The sequence below is a fragment of the Frigoribacterium sp. VKM Ac-1396 genome, assembly GCF_015350895.1.
In the GTDB taxonomy this organism is placed as follows: domain Bacteria; phylum Actinomycetota; class Actinomycetes; order Actinomycetales; family Microbacteriaceae; genus Frigoribacterium.
Genome location: NZ_JADKSD010000001.1, coordinates 382,197 through 397,943, shown reverse-complemented (window position 1 = coordinate 397,943; position 15,747 = coordinate 382,197). Strand labels below are relative to the sequence as shown.

The following is a 15,747-nucleotide window of genomic DNA, read 5'->3' as shown; positions in this document are numbered from 1 at the left end:
GCCCACGCTCGTCCCGAGCGGTGCCGGCACCCACCCCCATCGACACGAGGAGCAACCAATGGCCGACAAGAACCAGGGCATCATCGATCCCCCCATCGACGAGCTGCTGTCGAAGGTCGAGTCGAAGTACGCGCTCGTCATCTTCGCCTCGAAGCGCGCCCGCCAGATCAACGACTACTACGCCGACCTGCACGAGGGCAGCCTGTTCGACAACGTCGGCCCCCTGGTCGACAGCTCGATCGACGACAAGCCGCTCTCGGTCGCCATGCACGAGATCAACGAAGACAAGCTCGAGGTGAAGCCGCTCGCCGCTCCCGCCGAGTAGCGCGACGACACGACCAGCGCCGTGACGGTGGTCGGTCCTATCATCTGACGAGGCCCCCGGGAGTCCATCCCGCGGGGCCTCATCGCGTCCGCACCCCCGCACGACACCCAGAGGAACACCGTGACCCTGACCGACACGACGACCGACCCCGCCACGACCGCACCGACCTCACTGCGACTGTTCACGTCCGAGTCGGTCACCGAGGGCCACCCCGACAAGATCTGCGACCAGATCTCGGACGGCATCCTCGACGCGTTGCTCGCCGTCGACCCCGCCAGTCGGGTCGCGGTCGAGACGATGGTCACCACGGGGCTGGTGCACGTCGCCGGCGAGGTCACCACCAAGGGTTACGTCGACATCCCCACGATCGTGCGCGACCTCATCGTGGGCATCGGCTACGACTCGTCGGCCGTCAGCTTCGACGGTCGCACCTGCGGCGTCGAGGTCTCCATCGGGTCGCAGTCTCCCGACATCGCCCAGGGCGTCGACACGGCCCTCGAGGCGCGCGGCGGTGACGACGACCTGCTGAACCGTCAGGGTGCCGGCGACCAGGGCATCATGTTCGGTTACGCCACCAACGAGACGCCCCAGTTCATGCCCCTCCCGGTCTGGCTCGCCCACCGGTTGGCCGAACGTCTCGCGGCCGTGCGCAAGTCGGGCACCCTCGACTACCTCCGGCCCGACGGCAAGACCCAGGTCACGGTGGGCTACGACGGCGTCGTCCCGAAGACCGTCGACACCGTCGTGCTGTCCACGCAGCACTCGCCCGCCGTCTCGAGCGAACAGCTCGAGTCCGACGTCGTCGAGCACGTCATCCGGCCCGTCCTCGACGAGGCGGGCCTGTCGTCGGCCGACACCCGGTTCATCATCAACCCGACGGGTCGCTTCGAGATCGGCGGCCCGCAGGGCGACGCCGGCCTCACCGGTCGCAAGATCATCGTCGACACCTACGGCGGGGCGAGCCGGCACGGCGGCGGGGCCTTCTCGGGCAAGGACCCCTCGAAGGTCGACCGCTCGGCCGCCTACGCCATGCGGTGGGTCGCGAAGAACGCCGTCGCCGCCGGCCTCGCCGACCGACTCGAACTGCAGGTGGCCTACGCGATCGGCCGCGCGGCCCCCGTCGGCCTGTACGTCGAGACCTTCGGCACCGGCCACGTGGGCGACGACGTCATCACGGCCGCCATCCGCTCGGTCTTCGACCTCCGCCCGGCCGCGATCATCCGCGACCTCGACCTGCTGCGGCCGATCTACGCCGCCACGTCGACCTACGGCCACTTCGGTCGCGACCTGCCCGACTTCACCTGGGAGGCGCTCGACCGCGTCGACGCCCTCCGGGCCGCCGCCGGGCTCTGACCGTGCCGGCGGTCGCCGACACGCCGCCCGTCGAGGGCGGCCCGCGCGTCGTCCGGGTGATGGTCGAGTCGCCCCTGCCGCAGCTCGACCGGTTGTTCGACTACGCCGTCCCCGAGCGGCTCCGTGAGCAGGTGTCGCCGGGCATCCGCGTCAGGGTGCCGCTCCGCTCGGCGGGTCGCATCGCCGACGGGTTCGTGGTCGAGGTCGCCTCGTCCTCCGAACACGCCGGCGACCTGAGCGAGATCGACGACGTCGTGTCGACCGTCTCGGTCCTGGCGCCCGAGGTGTGGCGACTCGCACGGGCCGTGGCCGACCGGGCCGGCGGTTCCGCCAGCGACGTGGTCCGACTGGCCGTGCCGCCCCGGCAGGTCCGGGTCGAGAAGGCCCACCTCGCCGCCACGGCGACGCCCCCCGAGCTGTCGACGGCGACGCCCCGACCGGCGCGGGCGCCCACCCCCTCCGCCGACGAGGCCGAGGGCGAGGTCGAGGCCGAGGCCGAGGGCGAGACCGAGACCGATGCGTCACCGGGGGTCGTCGGCTACCGGTCGACCGACCTGGTCGGTCTCGTCAGGGCCCGTGGCCGGGCCGCGGTCGACGCCGTGCCCCTGCTCGTCGAGCTGCCGGACGGCTCGTGGGTCGGGCACTGGGCCCTGACCGCGGCACAGCTCGCCGCCGTCGCACTCGACGCGGGCGACAACGCCATCGTCGCCGTCCCCGACTACCGCGACGAAGAGCACGTCCTGCAGGCCCTCGCCGCCGTCCTCCCGCCCGACCGCATCGTCCGCCTCGACTCCCGGCAGTCCAACGCCGACCGGTACCGGGCGCTGCTCCGTGCTCGAGGCCACGAGCCCGTCGTCGTGGTCGGCAACCGGTCGGTGCTGCTCGCGCCCTCGGCGCGCCTCGGGGTCGTGGTGGTGTTCGACGACGGCGACCCGTCGTTCGGCGAGCCGCTGGCGCCCTACGTGCACGCCCGCGACACGGCGCTCCTGCGGCAGGACCAGCAAGACACCGCACTGGTGTTCCTCGGTCACTCGCGAAGCACCGACGTGCAGCGCCTGGTCGAGATCGGGTTCCTCGCCGAGGTGCGCCCCGATCCGCGTTACCAGCCCCGAGTCGTGCCCACCGTCCGTCAGGCGGCGTCCGACGGTTTCGCCGCGCAGGCCCGCATCCCCTCGTCCGCGTACGCCGAGGCGAGGGCCGCCGTCGAGCACGGGCCGGTCCTCATCCAGGTCGCCTCGCCGGGCTACTCGCCGCGCCTCGCCTGCGTGGACTGCGGCGACACGGCCCGTTGCCTGCGGTGCAACGGCCCCCTCCAGCAGCGCGAGCGCGGGGCCACCCCCGCCTGTGCCTGGTGCGGCGCGTTAGCCGTCTCGTGGCACTGCCGCACCTGCGAGGGCACGCGCATGCGCGCCGTCGGGACCGGCGCCTCCCGCACGGCGGACGAGCTCGGCAAGGCGTTCCCCGGGGTGCGGATCATCGTCTCCGACGGCGCCCGGGCCCTGACCCACGTCGACGACGCCCCGGCCATCGTGGTCGCCACGCGGGGCGCCGAGCCGGTCGCACCGGGTGGCTACCGCGCCGTCCTGCTGCTCGACGGTGAACGCATGCTCGCCCGTGAGAGCCTCCGCGTCGCCGAGGACTGCCTGCGCTGGTGGGCCAACGCGACGGCCCTGGCCGCCCGTCGCGCGCCGGTCGTCCTGGTCGGCGTGGGTGGGGCCATCGCCTCGGCCCTCGCCACCTGGGAGCTCGCGCGCTTCGTCTCGGCCGAGCTCGCCGACCGTCGGATCCTGCGGTTCCCGCCCGCCGTCCGGGTGGCGACCGTGACCGGCACCGTCGAGACCGTCGCCCGGGCCCTCGACGACCTGCCCGACGAGGTCCGGGCCGAGACCCTCGGCCCCGTCGACGTCGAGGCCACGGGCGTCCGGGCCATCGTCCGCTTCGACTACTCCCGGGGCCACGACGTGGCCCTCGCCCTCCGGTCGCAGGTGATTCGTGCGGCGACCGACCGCCGCAAGGCCCTCGGTCAGAAGCGCACGAGAGCCGTCCCTACACTCAGAGTGCGGTTCGACGACGTCGAGCCGTTCGCCGACTGACCCGCCAGGAACCCCATGCGCCTCGTCTTCGCCGGCAGCCCGTCCGCTGCCGTGCCCTCGCTCACCGCCCTCGCCGCGGGCCCCCACGAGATCGTCGCGGTGCTGACCCGCGACGACACCCCGCAGGGCCGCCGACGCGTCCTCACGCCCACCCCCGTCGCCCTCGAGGCGGACCGCCTGGGCCTGCCCGTCGTCAAGGCGCGTCGTCTCACCCCCGAGGTCACGGCCGAGCTGACCGCCCTCGAACCCGACCTCGGCGTCGTGGTGGCCTACGGGGCCCTGTTGCGCGAACCCCTGCTCGGCATGCCCCGGCTCGGCTGGATCAACCTGCACTTCTCGTTGCTGCCGGCCTGGCGAGGCGCCGCCCCCGTGCAGCGGTCGCTCATGGCGGGCGACACCGTGACCGGGGCGGCGGTGTTCCGGCTCGTCCCCGAACTCGACGCCGGTGACCTCTACGGCACGCTCACGCGGCCGCTCGACGGCACCGAGACCGCCGGCGAGCTGCTCGACGAGCTCGCGCACTCGGGCGCCGACCTGCTCGGCGGGGTGGTCGACCGCCTCGCCGACGGCACGGCCCGGGCGACCCCGCAGTCCGGCGACGTCACCCTCGCCCCGAAGCTAACCCTCGCCGACGGCGACCTCGACGCCACGAGACCCGCCGCCGAGCTGATCGACCGCTTCCGCGGGGTGACCCCAGAACCCGGCGCCCGCGTCGACCTCGACGGCACGAGCCTCAAGGTCACGGAGGCGCGGGTCACGCCCGCGGACGAGGCACCCCTCGAGGCCGGTCGCCTCGAGTCCCGGGGCCGCCGTCTGCTGCTGGGCACCGCCTCCTCACCCGTCGAGCTCGTCCGCGTCCAGCCCGCCGGCAAGAAAGGGATGTCGGCGGCCGACTGGTGGCGTGGCCTGCCCGACACGGCGGACCGCCGTGTGACCCTCCCCGCCGCGCCCGGTACGACCGACATCGACACCGACACGAAGAGCACCTCATGAGCCGAGTCCAGCCCGCCCGCCAGGTCGCCCTCGACGTCCTGCGGGCCGTCGAGCACGACGACGCGTACGCCAACCTGTTGTTGCCGCAGCGCATCGTCCGGGCACGCCTCGGGGCGCAGGACGCGGGGTTGGCGACCGAGCTCACGTACGGCACCTTGCGCCTCCGGGGCTATTACGACCGCGTGATCGCCCTGGCCGCACGTCGGGCCACCGACGCCATCGACCCCGCCCTCCTCGACGTCCTGCGACTCGGCACGCACCAGCTGCTCTCGACGCGCGTGGCAGTCCACGCGGCCGTCGACGAGAGCGTCGAGCTCGCCCGCCAGGTGGGCAGCCGTTCGGGCACGGGCTTCGTCAACGGCGTCCTCCGGACCATCTCGCGATCGACGGCCGACGAGTGGCGCGAGCGCGTGCTGGCCGGCACGACCGGTGACGACGACCGTCTCGCGGCCGAGTGGTCGCACCCCGCATGGGTGGTGAGGGCCTTCCGCCGGTCCCTCGCCGCCGAGGGGCGCGAGAGCGAGCTCGTCGACCTGCTCTCGGCCGACAACGACGCCCCCAAGGTGAGCCTCGTGGCCCTGCCGGGGCTCGCCGAGGCGTCCGAGCTCGGGGCGCCGAGCGGACGCCTGTCGCCGCTCGCGGCGACGAGCGGCGGGGGAGACCCCGCCCAGCTGGCGGCGGTCCGAGAGGGCCGCGCCCGGGTGCAAGACGAAGGGTCGCAACTCGCCGCGCTGCTGCTCAGTCGCCACCGGCCCGCCGAGCCGGGCGAGCGCTGGCTCGACATGTGCGCCGGCCCCGGCGGCAAGGCCGCCCTGCTCGGTGCCGAGGCCGCCCGCGCCGGTGCCCACCTCGTGGCCAACGAACTCGTCCCCGCCCGGGCGGGTCTCGTCCGGCAGGCCCTCGAGGCGGTCCCCGGCGACGTCGAGGTGCTCGAGGGCGACGCCACGCGGTTCGGCGTCGAACGGCCCGGCGGGTTCGACCGCATCCTGCTCGACGCCCCGTGCACCGGCCTGGGGGCCCTGCGGCGGCGACCGGAGGCCCGGTGGCGCAAGCAGCCGGCCGACGTCGGTCAGCTCACGGCCCTGCAGTCGCGACTGTTCGCCAGCGCACTCGACGCGCTCGCCCCGGGGGGAGTCCTCGCCTACGTCACCTGCTCGCCGCACACCGCCGAGACGCGCGGCGTGGTCGAGACGGGCCTGCGCGGCCGCGAGGACGACCTGACGCTGCTCGACGCGACGGCCGGGGTCGAGCGCATCACCGGTCGAGGGGTCGACCTGGCGTCGGCACCGTTCGTGCAGCTCTGGCCCCACCGGCACGGCACGGACGCCATGTTCGTCGCCCTGATCGAGCGTCGCGCCGGACGCTAGGCTCGTCCCGTGTCGATCCGCATCAGCCCCAGCATCCTCTCGGCCGACTTCGCGAACCTCGAGCGCGACCTCCAGCGCATCGCCGACGCCGACCTGGTCCACGTCGACGTCATGGACGGCCACTTCGTCCCCAACCTGACCCTCGGCCTGCCGGTCGTGCAGCGCCTGGGCGAGGTCAGCCCCGTGCCGCTCGACCTGCACCTGATGATCGACGACGCCGACCGCTGGGCGCCGCGGTACGCCGAGACGGGTGCGTTCACGGTGACGTTCTCGGCCGAGGCCGCGGTCGACCCCGTCGCGACGGCCCGCGCGATCCGCAGCAACGGGGCCCGCGCCTCCGTCGCCGTCAAGCCGGGCACCGACCTCGAGCCCTACCTGCAGACGCTCGACGCGTACGACATGATCCTCGTCATGACCGTCGAGCCCGGTTTCGGCGGGCAGTCCTTCATGCCCGAGACGATGGCCAAGCTCTCCCGTGCGCGCGACGCCGTCCGCGCCTCGGGCCTCGACGTGTGGCTCGAGGTCGACGGCGGCATCACCACCGAGACGATCGTCACGGCGGTCGAGAACGGTGCCGACACGGTCGTGGCGGGGTCGGCGGTCTACGGCGGGTCGCCCGCCGAGAACATCGCTGCACTCCGGGCCGCCGCCGCGACGGTAGCCTTGACGTCGTGAAATCCTTCGACGACCTGTACTCCGAGCTCAGCGACAAGGCCCGCGACCGGCCCGAGGGTTCGGGCACCGTGGCCGAGCTCGACGCCGGCGTGCACCAGATCGGCAAGAAGATCGTCGAAGAGGCCGCCGAGGTCTGGATGGCCGCCGAGTACGAGGGCGACGTCGCGACCGCCGAAGAGATCTCCCAGCTGCTCTACCACCTGCAGGTCATGATGATCGCCAAGGGCATCACCCCGGCCGACGTCTACCGACATCTCTGAGCCGGCCTCCGTCACCCCCGTTCGTCCCGCCGCCCGCGCGGCCCCCCAGCAGACAGAGAACCTCATGCTCCGCGTCGCAGTGCCCAACAAGGGCTCGCTCAGCGAGACCGCCTCCGCCATGCTCGCCGAGGCGGGCTACACCGGTCGCCGAGACCCCAAGACCCTCCACGTCGAAGACCCCCGCAACGGCGTCGAGTTCTTCTACCTCCGCCCCCGCGACATCGCGACCTACGTCGGCTCGGGCGCGCTCGACGTCGGCATCACGGGCCGCGACCTGCTGCTCGACTCGCACTCGCCCGCCCACGAGGTCGCCCCCCTCGACTTCGGCGGCTCGACCTTCCGCTTCGCCGGCCCTCCCGGACGCTTCGCCGACCTCCGTCAGCTGCAGGGCACGCGGGTCGCGACCAGCTACGCCGGGCTCGTCGGCACGTTCCTCGAGGGCCACGGCGTCACCGCGACGCTGGTGCCCCTCGACGGCGCCGTCGAGAGCGCCGTGCAGCTGGGCGTCGCCGACGCCGTGGCCGACGTCGTGTCGACCGGCGCCACCCTGCGGGCCGCGGGGCTCGAGATCTTCGGTCCGGTCATCCTCGAGTCGACGGCCGTGCTCATCTCGTCCGACGCCGACGTCGACGGCCTCTCGGTGCTGCACCGGCGCCTCCAGGGCGTCCTCGTCGCCCGCCAGTACGTGCTGATGGACTACGACGTGCCCGTCGACAAGCTCGACGCCGCCACGGCCGTCGCGGGCGGCATGGAGTCCCCGACCGTCTCGCCGTTGCACGACCGCGACTGGGCCGCCGTCCGCGTCATGGTGCCGCGGGCCGACACGAACCAGGTGATGGACGCCCTCTACGACCTCGGCGCCCGGGCCATCCTCGTCAGCCCGATCCACGCCGCGAGGCTCTAGCCGTGCCCGCCACCGGTGCCGCCGCCGACGCGACCCTCGCCGTCCGGGTGATCCCGTGCCTCGACGTGGCGGCCGGCCGCGTGGTCAAGGGCGTCAACTTCCTCGACCTGCGCGACGCGGGCGACCCGGTCGAGCTGGCCCGCACCTACTACGAGCAGGGCGCCGACGAGATCACCTTCCTCGACGTGACGGCCACGGTCGACGAGCGATCGACCACCTACGACGTCGTCCGCGCGACGGCCGAGCAGGTGTTCATCCCCCTGACCGTGGGCGGAGGGGTGCGCACGACCGACGACGTCGCCCGCCTGCAGGCGGCCGGGGCCGACAAGATCGGCGTCAACAGCGCCGCGATCGCGCGACCCGACCTCATCGGCGAGATCGCCGACCGCTTCGGCGCCCAGGCCGTCGTGCTCTCGCTCGACGTGAAGCGCTCGGCCGGCACCGCGTCCGGCTTCGCCGTCACGACGCACGGCGGTCGCACCGAGACCTCCCTCGACGCGCTCGACTGGGCCCGCGAGGCCATCGAGCGCGGCGCCGGCGAGCTGCTGGTCAACTCGATCGACGCCGACGGCACCAAACAGGGCTTCGACCTCGAACTCGTCCGGGCGATGCGAGAGCTCAGCCGCGTGCCGGTCGTCGCGTCCGGAGGCGCGGGTCGGCTCGAGCACTTCGCCCCCGCCATCGAGGCGGGCGCCGACGCGGTGCTCGCCGCCTCGGTCTTCCACAACGGCGAGCTGACGGTCGGCCAGGTCAAGGACGAACTGGCCCGGTCGGGGGCCGTGGTCCGCTGAGCCGGGCCGACGTCCCCGCTCGACCACGTCACGGCACCGAACCACGCACCGCACCGCACCGCACCGCACCGCACCGAGGAGCACACCATGACCGACCAGCTGACGCGCGAGACGGTCGAGCCCGTCGTCGCCAGGGCCCGGTTCGACGCGTCGGGCCTGCTGCCCGCGATCATCCAGCAAGAGGGCACGAAAGACGTCCTCATGATGGGCTGGATGGACGCCGAGGCACTGCGACGCACGCTGACCGAGGGGCGGGTCACGTTCTGGTCGCGTTCCCGGCAGGAGTACTGGCGGAAGGGCGACACGTCCGGCCACGCACAGTTCGTCCGGGCCGCTGCCCTCGACTGCGACGACGACGTGCTGCTCGTCACGGTCGAGCAGATCGGCGCGGCCTGCCACACCGGTGCCCACTCGTGCTTCGAGGTCGACCCGCTCGAGCCGACCACCGCCTCCTCGTCCCCGTCGTCCGGCACCACCGACCCGACCGGAGGCCCTCGTGCCTGACGCACCGATCCGCTCCTCGACGACCCGCGCGCAGTTCGACGAACGGCTGGCCGGGCACCGGGTCGTCCCGGTCGTCCGAGACCTCTTCGCCGACGGCGAGACGCCGGTCGGCGTGTACCGCAAGCTCGCCGACGGACGCCCGGGCAGCTTCCTGCTCGAGTCGGCGGCCCAGGGCGGCATCTGGTCCCGGTGGTCGTTCGTGGGCGTCTCGTCGTTCGGCGTCCTGACGACCGACGACGGCGAGGCCCGGTGGATCGACTACGGCATCGACCGCGACCGGGCCCTCGGCGACGCGTCCGGTCGTCCCCTCGAGGTGCTCTCGGCGCTGCACCAGCGCTGGGCGACCCCGCGCATCGACGGCATGCCTCCCCTCACCGGTGGCCTGGTCGGCTTCATCGGCTGGGAGGCCGTCCGCGAGCTCGAGCACCTGCCCGACGTGCCCCCGGCCGAGTTCGCCGTCCCGTCGCAGGCGCTCAGCTTCGTGTCCGAGCTCGTGGCCATCGACCACCGGACGGGTGCCGTCCTGCTCGTCGCGACAGCCCTCAACGACGGCACCGACGAGCCCGACGTGCTGTGGGCCGACGCGCAGTCGCGGCTCGACGACCTCCAGTCCCGGCTGGCCGCGCCGAGCGAGGCGTTCCTCGCCGACGTCGACCTGACCATCGAGGCGACTCCCACCCGGCGGACCACCGACGACGAGTACTCGCACGCGATCGAGCGGTCGAAACGGTACATCCACGACGGCGACGTGTTCCAGGTCGTCGTCTCGCAGCGTTTCGACCACGAGGTGACGGCCGAACCGCTCGACGTCTACCGCGTGCTGCGGACGCTGAACCCGAGCCCGTACATGTACCTGGTGACGCTCGACGACGTCGAGGGGCGGCCGTACACGATCGTCGGCTCGTCGCCCGAGGCCCTCGTCAAGGTCGACGGACGCCGGGCCTACACGCACCCCATCGCCGGCTCGAAGCCCCGCGGGGCCACGCCCGACGAAGACCAGCACCTCGCCGACGAGCTCGCCTCCGACGAGAAAGAACGAGCCGAGCACCTGATGCTCGTCGACCTCGCCCGCAACGACCTGCTCAAGGTCTGCACCCCGGGCACCGTCGAGGTGACCGAGTTCATGCAGGTCGAACGCTTCAGCCACATCATGCACCTGGTCTCGAGCGTCGAGGGCGACCTCGCGCCCGGACGGGACGCCATCGACGCCTTCCGGGCCACCTTCCCCGCGGGCACCCTGTCGGGTGCGCCCAAGCCCCGGGCGCTCGAGATCATCGACGAGCTCGAGCCCGCCCAACGCGGCGTCTACGGGGGAGTCGTGGGCTACTTCGACTTCGCGGGCTCCGCCGACGTCGCCATCGCCATCCGCACGGTCCTGTTGCAGGACGGCGTCGCCCGGGTGCAGGCAGGCGCCGGACTCGTCGCCGACAGCGACCCCGTCGCCGAGAACCAGGAGGCGCGCAACAAGGCCGCGGCCCCGCTGCGTGCCGTCGCGGTCGCCAACGCCATGTCGAGGCTGCGCTGATGACCGCGCGCCGTCTGAAGCTGGCGACGATCCTGCTGGGCATCGTGCTGGCCGGGCTCGCCCTGTTGTCGTGGACGCAGGACTGGTTCCACGTCGTCGTCGCCTCACCCCAGGGCGGAGACCTGCCCCTCGACGTCGCGGGCGACGTGGCCGGTGCCCCGTTGTCGGCCCTGGCACTGGCCAGCCTCGCCCTGTTCGGCGCCCTCACCATCGCCGGTCGGGTGTTCCGCGTCGTGCTGGGCCTGCTGCAGGTGGCCCTGGGCGCGAGCGTGGTCGTGACGACGGCGACCGCCGTGGCCGACCCCGTGCGCGCCTCCGGCAGTGCGGTGACCACCGCGACGGGCGTCGACGGCACCGACTCGATCCGGGCCATCGTCTCGTCGGTCGAACCCACGGCCTGGCCCTGGCTCGGACTCGTGGCCGGCGTGCTGGCCGCACTGCTCGGGCTCGCCACCGTCGTGCTGTCGGGCGCGTGGCCCGAGGCGACGCGAAAGTACTCGGCGACCCGGCTCGTCGCGGCCGACCCCACGGCCGACCCCGCCGCCGCCTGGGACTCCCTGTCCGAGGGGGACGACCCGACCGACGACGAGCCCCGTTCCCACCAGGGCGGGTCGGGTCCGACCGCCGAGGGCGGCACCCGGTAGACTCGGCCCTCGTACCGACCTGATCCAAGGAGCACTGTGAGCACGAACACGACGAGCACCCCCTCCGGTGGCGACGCGCCCCTGAAGAACGCCCCGGCGAAGGTCGACTCCGGCTCGAAGGGCCACGACGCCGAGTCCGCCGACGACCTCGGTCACGGCAACTCGCCCGCGGCGTGGGCCGCCGTGGTCATCATGCTGGTCGGCTTCGCCATCGGCACCCTCGCGTTCTTCCTCGACGTCCCCTGGATCGTCTGGGCCTCGGCCGGCCTGGTCGTCGTGGGCCTGCTGGTCGGTCTCGTGCTCAAGCGTGCCGGCTACGGCGTCGGCGGTCACCGCTACGTGCCGAAGGCCCACAACTAGGTGCTCGACGACCTGTACGCGGGTGCCGTGGCCGACGCCGAGGCACGCCGCGAAGCCCTCCCGTTCGCCGCCGTCGAGGCGGCTGCCCTGTCGCGCCCGGCCGCGCTCGACGCTCGAGCCGCGCTCAGTCCGGCCGACCGGGTCAAGGTCATCGCCGAAGTCAAGCGGGCGAGTCCCTCGCGGGGCCACCTCTCGGCGATCGCCGACCCGGCCTCGCTCGCGGTCTCGTACGCCACCGGCGGGGCGAGCGCGATCAGCGTCCTCACCGAGGGTCGCAAGTTCAAGGGGTCGCTCGCCGACCTCGAGGCCGTGCGGGCCGCCGTCGACGTGCCCGTCCTCCGCAAGGACTTCATCGCCGACCCGTACCAGGTCTTCGAGGCCCGGGCGGCCGGAGCCGACCTCGTGCTGCTGATCGTCGCCGGGCTCGAACAACACGTGCTCGTCGAACTGCACGACCTGGTGCGACAACTCGGCATGACCGCCCTGATCGAGACCCACTCGGCCGACGAGGTCTCCCGCGGTCTCGACGCCGGTGCCACGGTCCTCGGCGTCAACGCCCGCGACCTGACGACCTTCGAGCTCGACCCCGACCTGTTCGGGCGACTGGCCGGGTCGATCCCGTCCGGTGTCACGCGCGTCGCCGAGTCGGCCGTGCTGTCTCCCGACGACGTCGCCCACTACCGGCGCGCCGGAGCCGACGTCGTGCTCGTGGGCGAGGCCCTCGTCACGCACGGCGACCCCGCCGACGCCATCACACGCTTCCTGGAGGTCTGACCATGGCACTACGCGACGAGACGGGCCCCTACTTCGGCTCGTTCGGAGGGCGCTTCGTGCCCGAATCCCTCGTGGCCGCCCTCGACGAGCTCGACGCCGCCTACAAGGCCGCGGCCGTCGACCCCGAGTTCGCCGCCGAGCTGTCCGCCCTGCACGCGACGTACACGGGCCGCCCCTCGATCATCACCGAGGTGCCGCGCTTCGCGCAGCACGCCGGTGGGGCTCGCATCATCCTCAAGCGTGAAGACCTGAACCACACGGGGTCCCACAAGATCAACAACGTGCTGGGTCAGGCCCTCCTGGCCCGCAAGCTCGGCAAGACGCGACTGATCGCCGAGACGGGCGCCGGCCAGCACGGCGTCGCCACGGCCACCGCGGCGGCCCTGTTCGGCATGGAGTGCGTCGTCTACATGGGCCAGGTCGACACCGAGCGTCAGGCTCTCAACGTCGCCCGCATGCGCCTGCTCGGCGCCGAGGTCGTCTCGGTCACGACCGGGTCGCGCACGCTCAAGGACGCGATCAACGACGCGATGCGCGACTGGGTGGCGAGCGTCGACACGACCCACTACGTCCTCGGCACCGTCGCCGGCCCGCACCCCTTCCCGGCCATGGTGCGCGACTTCCACAAGATCATCGGCGAAGAGGCCCGTCAGCAGGTCCTCGACCTGACGGGTTCGCTGCCCGACGCCGTCACCGCGTGCGTCGGCGGCGGGTCGAACGCCATGGGCATCTTCCACGCGTTCCTCGACGACCCCTCGGTGCGGCTCTTCGGCTTCGAGGCCGGCGGTGACGGGGTCGAGACGGGCCGCCACGCGGCCTCGATCACCCTGGGGCGCATCGGCAACCTGCAGGGCACCCGCTCGTACCTCATGCAGGACGAAGACGGTCAGACCCTCGAGAGCCACTCGATCTCGGCCGGGCTCGACTACCCGAGCGTCGGCCCCGAGCACGCGTGGTTGGCCGAGACGCACCGGGCCGAGTACCAGCCCGTGACCGACGACGAGGCGATGCAGGCGTTCCGCCTGCTCTCGCAGACCGAGGGCATCATGCCGGCGATCGAGTCGGCGCACGCCCTGGCCGGCACGATCAAGCTCGGCCGAGAGCACCCCGACTGGACGATCCTGGTCTCGCTCAGCGGCCGTGGCGACAAAGACGTCTCGACCGCCAGCCGGTACTTCGGCGTCCTCGACGAGAAAGCCCAGCAGCTGTGACGACCGACACCCCCACCGGCACCAGCAAGGTCGGCGCGGCGATCGCCGCACGACGTCAGGCCGGCACGGGGGCCGTCGTCGGCTACCTGCCGGTCGGGTTCCCCGACCTCGACACCAGCATCGACGCCGCCGTGGCGATGGCCGAGAACGGCATCGACGTCATCGAGCTGGGCATCCCGTACTCCGACCCGGTCATGGACGGCCCGGTCATCCAGGCCGCCACCCAACGCTCGCTCGCCGAGGGCTTCCGCGTCCGCGACGTCTTCACGGCCATCCGCGAGATCACGGCCAGGGTCGACGCTCCCGTCATCCCGATGACCTACTGGAACCCGGTCGCCCAGTACGGCGTCCAGCGCTTCGCCGACGACCTCGCGGCGGCGGGCGGCGCCGGTCTCATCACCCCCGACCTGATCCCCGACGAGGCCGGTGAGTGGACGGCCGCGGCCGTGGCGGCCGACCTCGACCGGGTGTTCCTGGCCGCTCCCTCGTCGAGCGAGTCGCGCCTCCGGCAGGCCGTCGCGAGCAGCCGCGGCTTCGTCTACACCGTCTCGACGATGGGCATCACCGGGGCCCGCACCGACGTCGACGCGGCGGCGAGCACCCTCGTCGCGCGCCTGCGCGAGGTGGGCGTCGAGAACGCCTGCGTCGGGCTCGGCATCTCGACCGCACAGCAGGTGCGCGAGGTCCTCGAGTACGCCGACGGCGCCATCATCGGCTCGGCCTTCGTCCGCGCCCTGGCCGACGGTGGGGTGGAGCGCCTCGCCGAGGTGTCCGCCGACCTGTCCTCGGGCGCGGCTCCGTCCGCCTCCTGACCCCTCGGGCGCGAGGGCACTCGCGCTAGAGTCGTCACCCGTCGGGTGACCGACGTCCCGAACCCCTCCGAAAGGCACACCGACCGTGTTCGTTCCCCTGAGCATCCCGAGCCCGTCGGCCGCGTGGCAGTACTTCGACGTCACCGCCTGGTTGAACTCGACCTTCGGGGCCTCGCTGCCCGGCTCGCTGCGCATCCACGCCTACGCCATCTGCATCCTCGTCGGCATCGTGGCCGCCGTCCTCATCACGAACCACCGCCTGAACCGACGCGGTGCCGAGAAGGGCATCGTCATCGACGTGGCCATCTGGGCCGTCGTCTTCGGCATCGCCGGGGGTCGGTTCTTCCACGTCGTGACGCACCCGGGGGACTACTTCGCCGGGCAGGAGTGGTGGCGGGCCTTCGCCGTCTGGGAAGGCGGCCTCGCCATCTACGGCGCCCTGCTGCTCGGAGCGGTCGGCGTCTGGCTCGGCTGCCGGTTCACCGGCCTCAGGTTCACGGTGTTCGCCGACGCCCTGGCCCCCGGCCTCCTCGTCGCCCAGGCCTTCGGGCGGCTCGGCAACTGGTTCAACCACGAGTTGTTCGGCATGCCCACCGACCTGCCCTGGGGGCTCGAGATCGAGTCGACGAACGCCGCCTACCCGACCGGCCTGCCCGAGGGCACGCTGTTCCACCCCACGTTCCTCTACGAGATCGTCTGGATGCTCGCCGGGGTCGCACTCCTGCTGCTGATCGAGAAGAAGACCTCCATGCAGTGGGGCAAGTCGCTCGCGTTCTACCTCGTCTGGTACGGCATCGGTCGCGCCTGGTTCGAGTCGATCCGCACGGACCCCAGCCTGCTCTTCTTCGGCATCCGCACGAACGTGTGGATGAGCTTCTTCGCGATCGTCCTGGGGGTGGTGATCTTCGTGATCGCCTCGCGGCGTCACACGGGGACCGTGCCCGGGCCGTACGTGCCCGGACGCGCTCCGAGCGACCGAGCCTCTGCTGTAGACTCCGATGACACGTACACGGAGAACGACGAACCCGAGTTGGTCACCGTCGGCGCATCGGACGACAACACCGATCGCTCACCGCGTCCCTAGGTCGTCCACTCCACGACGACCGCGGGCCCGGCGCCCCACCGTCGTGGCGCCTGATCCCCTCCACCCCATCCC

General features: G+C 72.6%; 17 protein-coding genes. All 17 read left to right on the top strand.

Annotation, left to right across the window (positions count from 1 at the left end; genetic code table 11):
• Positions 1 to 58: 58 nt before the first annotated feature.
• The 17 genes from rpoZ to lgt all read left to right on the top strand — a co-directional run bounded on the left by rpoZ (position 59) and on the right by lgt (position 15,675).
• Positions 59 to 325 (top strand): DNA-directed RNA polymerase subunit omega, encoded by a 267-nt coding sequence (gene rpoZ / locus ITJ55_RS01915; RefSeq protein WP_043592764.1) that lies wholly within the window; start codon positions 59 to 61, stop codon positions 323 to 325.
• Positions 326 to 451: 126 nt separating this feature from the next.
• The gene (gene metK, locus ITJ55_RS01910; RefSeq protein WP_370544061.1) at positions 452 to 1,678 is read left to right on the top strand and encodes a methionine adenosyltransferase; all 1,227 of its coding nucleotides are present in this window, start codon (positions 452 to 454) and stop codon (positions 1,676 to 1,678) included.
• A 2-nt stretch (positions 1,679 to 1,680) separates the two neighbouring features.
• Positions 1,681 to 3,771, top strand: a complete 2,091-nt coding sequence (locus ITJ55_RS01905; protein ID WP_370543963.1) for a primosomal protein N' — start codon at positions 1,681 to 1,683, stop codon at positions 3,769 to 3,771.
• A 15-nt stretch (positions 3,772 to 3,786) separates the two neighbouring features.
• Entirely contained in the window at positions 3,787 to 4,764 is a 978-nt protein-coding gene (gene fmt, locus ITJ55_RS01900) for a methionyl-tRNA formyltransferase (RefSeq protein ID WP_194593851.1), read from the top strand.
• Complete coding sequence (locus ITJ55_RS01895; RefSeq protein WP_194593850.1) at positions 4,761 to 6,131, top strand: RsmB/NOP family class I SAM-dependent RNA methyltransferase; 1,371 nt, start codon at positions 4,761 to 4,763, stop codon at positions 6,129 to 6,131. The genes fmt and ITJ55_RS01895 overlap by 4 nt, the downstream gene beginning before the upstream one ends.
• Before the next feature lie 9 nt (positions 6,132 to 6,140).
• Positions 6,141 to 6,806, top strand: coding sequence for a ribulose-phosphate 3-epimerase (rpe, locus tag ITJ55_RS01890; protein ID WP_194593849.1), 666 nt, complete (start codon positions 6,141 to 6,143; stop codon positions 6,804 to 6,806).
• Entirely contained in the window at positions 6,803 to 7,066 is a 264-nt protein-coding gene (locus ITJ55_RS01885) for a phosphoribosyl-ATP diphosphatase (RefSeq protein ID WP_056256365.1), read from the top strand. The genes rpe and ITJ55_RS01885 overlap by 4 nt, the downstream gene beginning before the upstream one ends.
• A gap of 64 nt (positions 7,067 to 7,130) precedes the next feature.
• Positions 7,131 to 7,970: an ATP phosphoribosyltransferase gene (gene hisG, locus ITJ55_RS01880; RefSeq protein ID WP_056256362.1), complete on the top strand. Its 840-nt coding sequence runs from the start codon at positions 7,131 to 7,133 to the stop codon at positions 7,968 to 7,970.
• A 2-nt stretch (positions 7,971 to 7,972) separates the two neighbouring features.
• On the top strand, positions 7,973 to 8,761 hold the full coding sequence (gene hisF, locus ITJ55_RS01875) for an imidazole glycerol phosphate synthase subunit HisF (RefSeq protein ID WP_194593848.1): 789 nt from the start codon (positions 7,973 to 7,975) through the stop codon (positions 8,759 to 8,761).
• Positions 8,762 to 8,848: 87 nt separating this feature from the next.
• Entirely contained in the window at positions 8,849 to 9,265 is a 417-nt protein-coding gene (gene hisI, locus ITJ55_RS01870; RefSeq protein ID WP_194593847.1) for a phosphoribosyl-AMP cyclohydrolase, read from the top strand.
• Positions 9,258 to 10,790: an anthranilate synthase component I gene (locus tag ITJ55_RS01865; protein ID WP_370543962.1), complete on the top strand. Its 1,533-nt coding sequence runs from the start codon at positions 9,258 to 9,260 to the stop codon at positions 10,788 to 10,790. The genes hisI and ITJ55_RS01865 overlap by 8 nt, the downstream gene beginning before the upstream one ends.
• Positions 10,790 to 11,434 carry a Trp biosynthesis-associated membrane protein gene (locus tag ITJ55_RS01860; RefSeq protein WP_194593846.1) on the top strand — a complete coding sequence of 215 codons (645 nt, stop codon included), beginning with the start codon at positions 10,790 to 10,792 and terminating at the stop codon, positions 11,432 to 11,434. Before ITJ55_RS01865 ends, ITJ55_RS01860 begins: the two co-directional genes overlap by 1 nt.
• 81 nt (positions 11,435 to 11,515) lie before the next feature.
• On the top strand, positions 11,516 to 11,794 hold the full coding sequence (locus tag ITJ55_RS01855) for a DUF6704 family protein (protein ID WP_228497648.1): 279 nt from the start codon (positions 11,516 to 11,518) through the stop codon (positions 11,792 to 11,794).
• Positions 11,795 to 12,568 (top strand): indole-3-glycerol phosphate synthase TrpC, encoded by a 774-nt coding sequence (gene trpC, locus ITJ55_RS01850; protein WP_194593845.1) that lies wholly within the window; start codon positions 11,795 to 11,797, stop codon positions 12,566 to 12,568.
• Between the two features lie 2 nt (positions 12,569 to 12,570).
• Entirely contained in the window at positions 12,571 to 13,779 is a 1,209-nt protein-coding gene (trpB, locus tag ITJ55_RS01845) for a tryptophan synthase subunit beta (protein ID WP_194593844.1), read from the top strand.
• Entirely contained in the window at positions 13,776 to 14,591 is an 816-nt protein-coding gene (gene trpA / locus ITJ55_RS01840; RefSeq protein WP_194593843.1) for a tryptophan synthase subunit alpha, read from the top strand. The genes trpB and trpA overlap by 4 nt, the downstream gene beginning before the upstream one ends.
• 85 nt (positions 14,592 to 14,676) lie before the next feature.
• The gene (gene lgt / locus ITJ55_RS01835; RefSeq protein ID WP_370543961.1) at positions 14,677 to 15,675 is read left to right on the top strand and encodes a prolipoprotein diacylglyceryl transferase; all 999 of its coding nucleotides are present in this window, start codon (positions 14,677 to 14,679) and stop codon (positions 15,673 to 15,675) included.
• Positions 15,676 to 15,747: the final 72 nt, after the last annotated feature.

What these genes read in the sequence shown, in the direction of transcription:
- rpoZ (WP_043592764.1), top strand. Translation starts at nt 59, where the DNA reads ATGGCCGACAAGAACCAGGGCATCATCGATCCCCCCATCGACGAGCTG.
- fmt (WP_194593851.1), top strand. Translation starts at nt 3,787, where the DNA reads ATGCGCCTCGTCTTCGCCGGCAGCCCGTCCGCTGCCGTGCCCTCGCTC.
- ITJ55_RS01895 (WP_194593850.1), top strand. Translation starts at nt 4,761, where the DNA reads ATGAGCCGAGTCCAGCCCGCCCGCCAGGTCGCCCTCGACGTCCTGCGG.
- hisG (WP_056256362.1), top strand. Translation starts at nt 7,131, where the DNA reads ATGCTCCGCGTCGCAGTGCCCAACAAGGGCTCGCTCAGCGAGACCGCC.
- hisI (WP_194593847.1), top strand. Translation starts at nt 8,849, where the DNA reads ATGACCGACCAGCTGACGCGCGAGACGGTCGAGCCCGTCGTCGCCAGG.
- ITJ55_RS01860 (WP_194593846.1), top strand. Translation starts at nt 10,790, where the DNA reads ATGACCGCGCGCCGTCTGAAGCTGGCGACGATCCTGCTGGGCATCGTG.
- trpB (WP_194593844.1), top strand. Translation starts at nt 12,571, where the DNA reads ATGGCACTACGCGACGAGACGGGCCCCTACTTCGGCTCGTTCGGAGGG.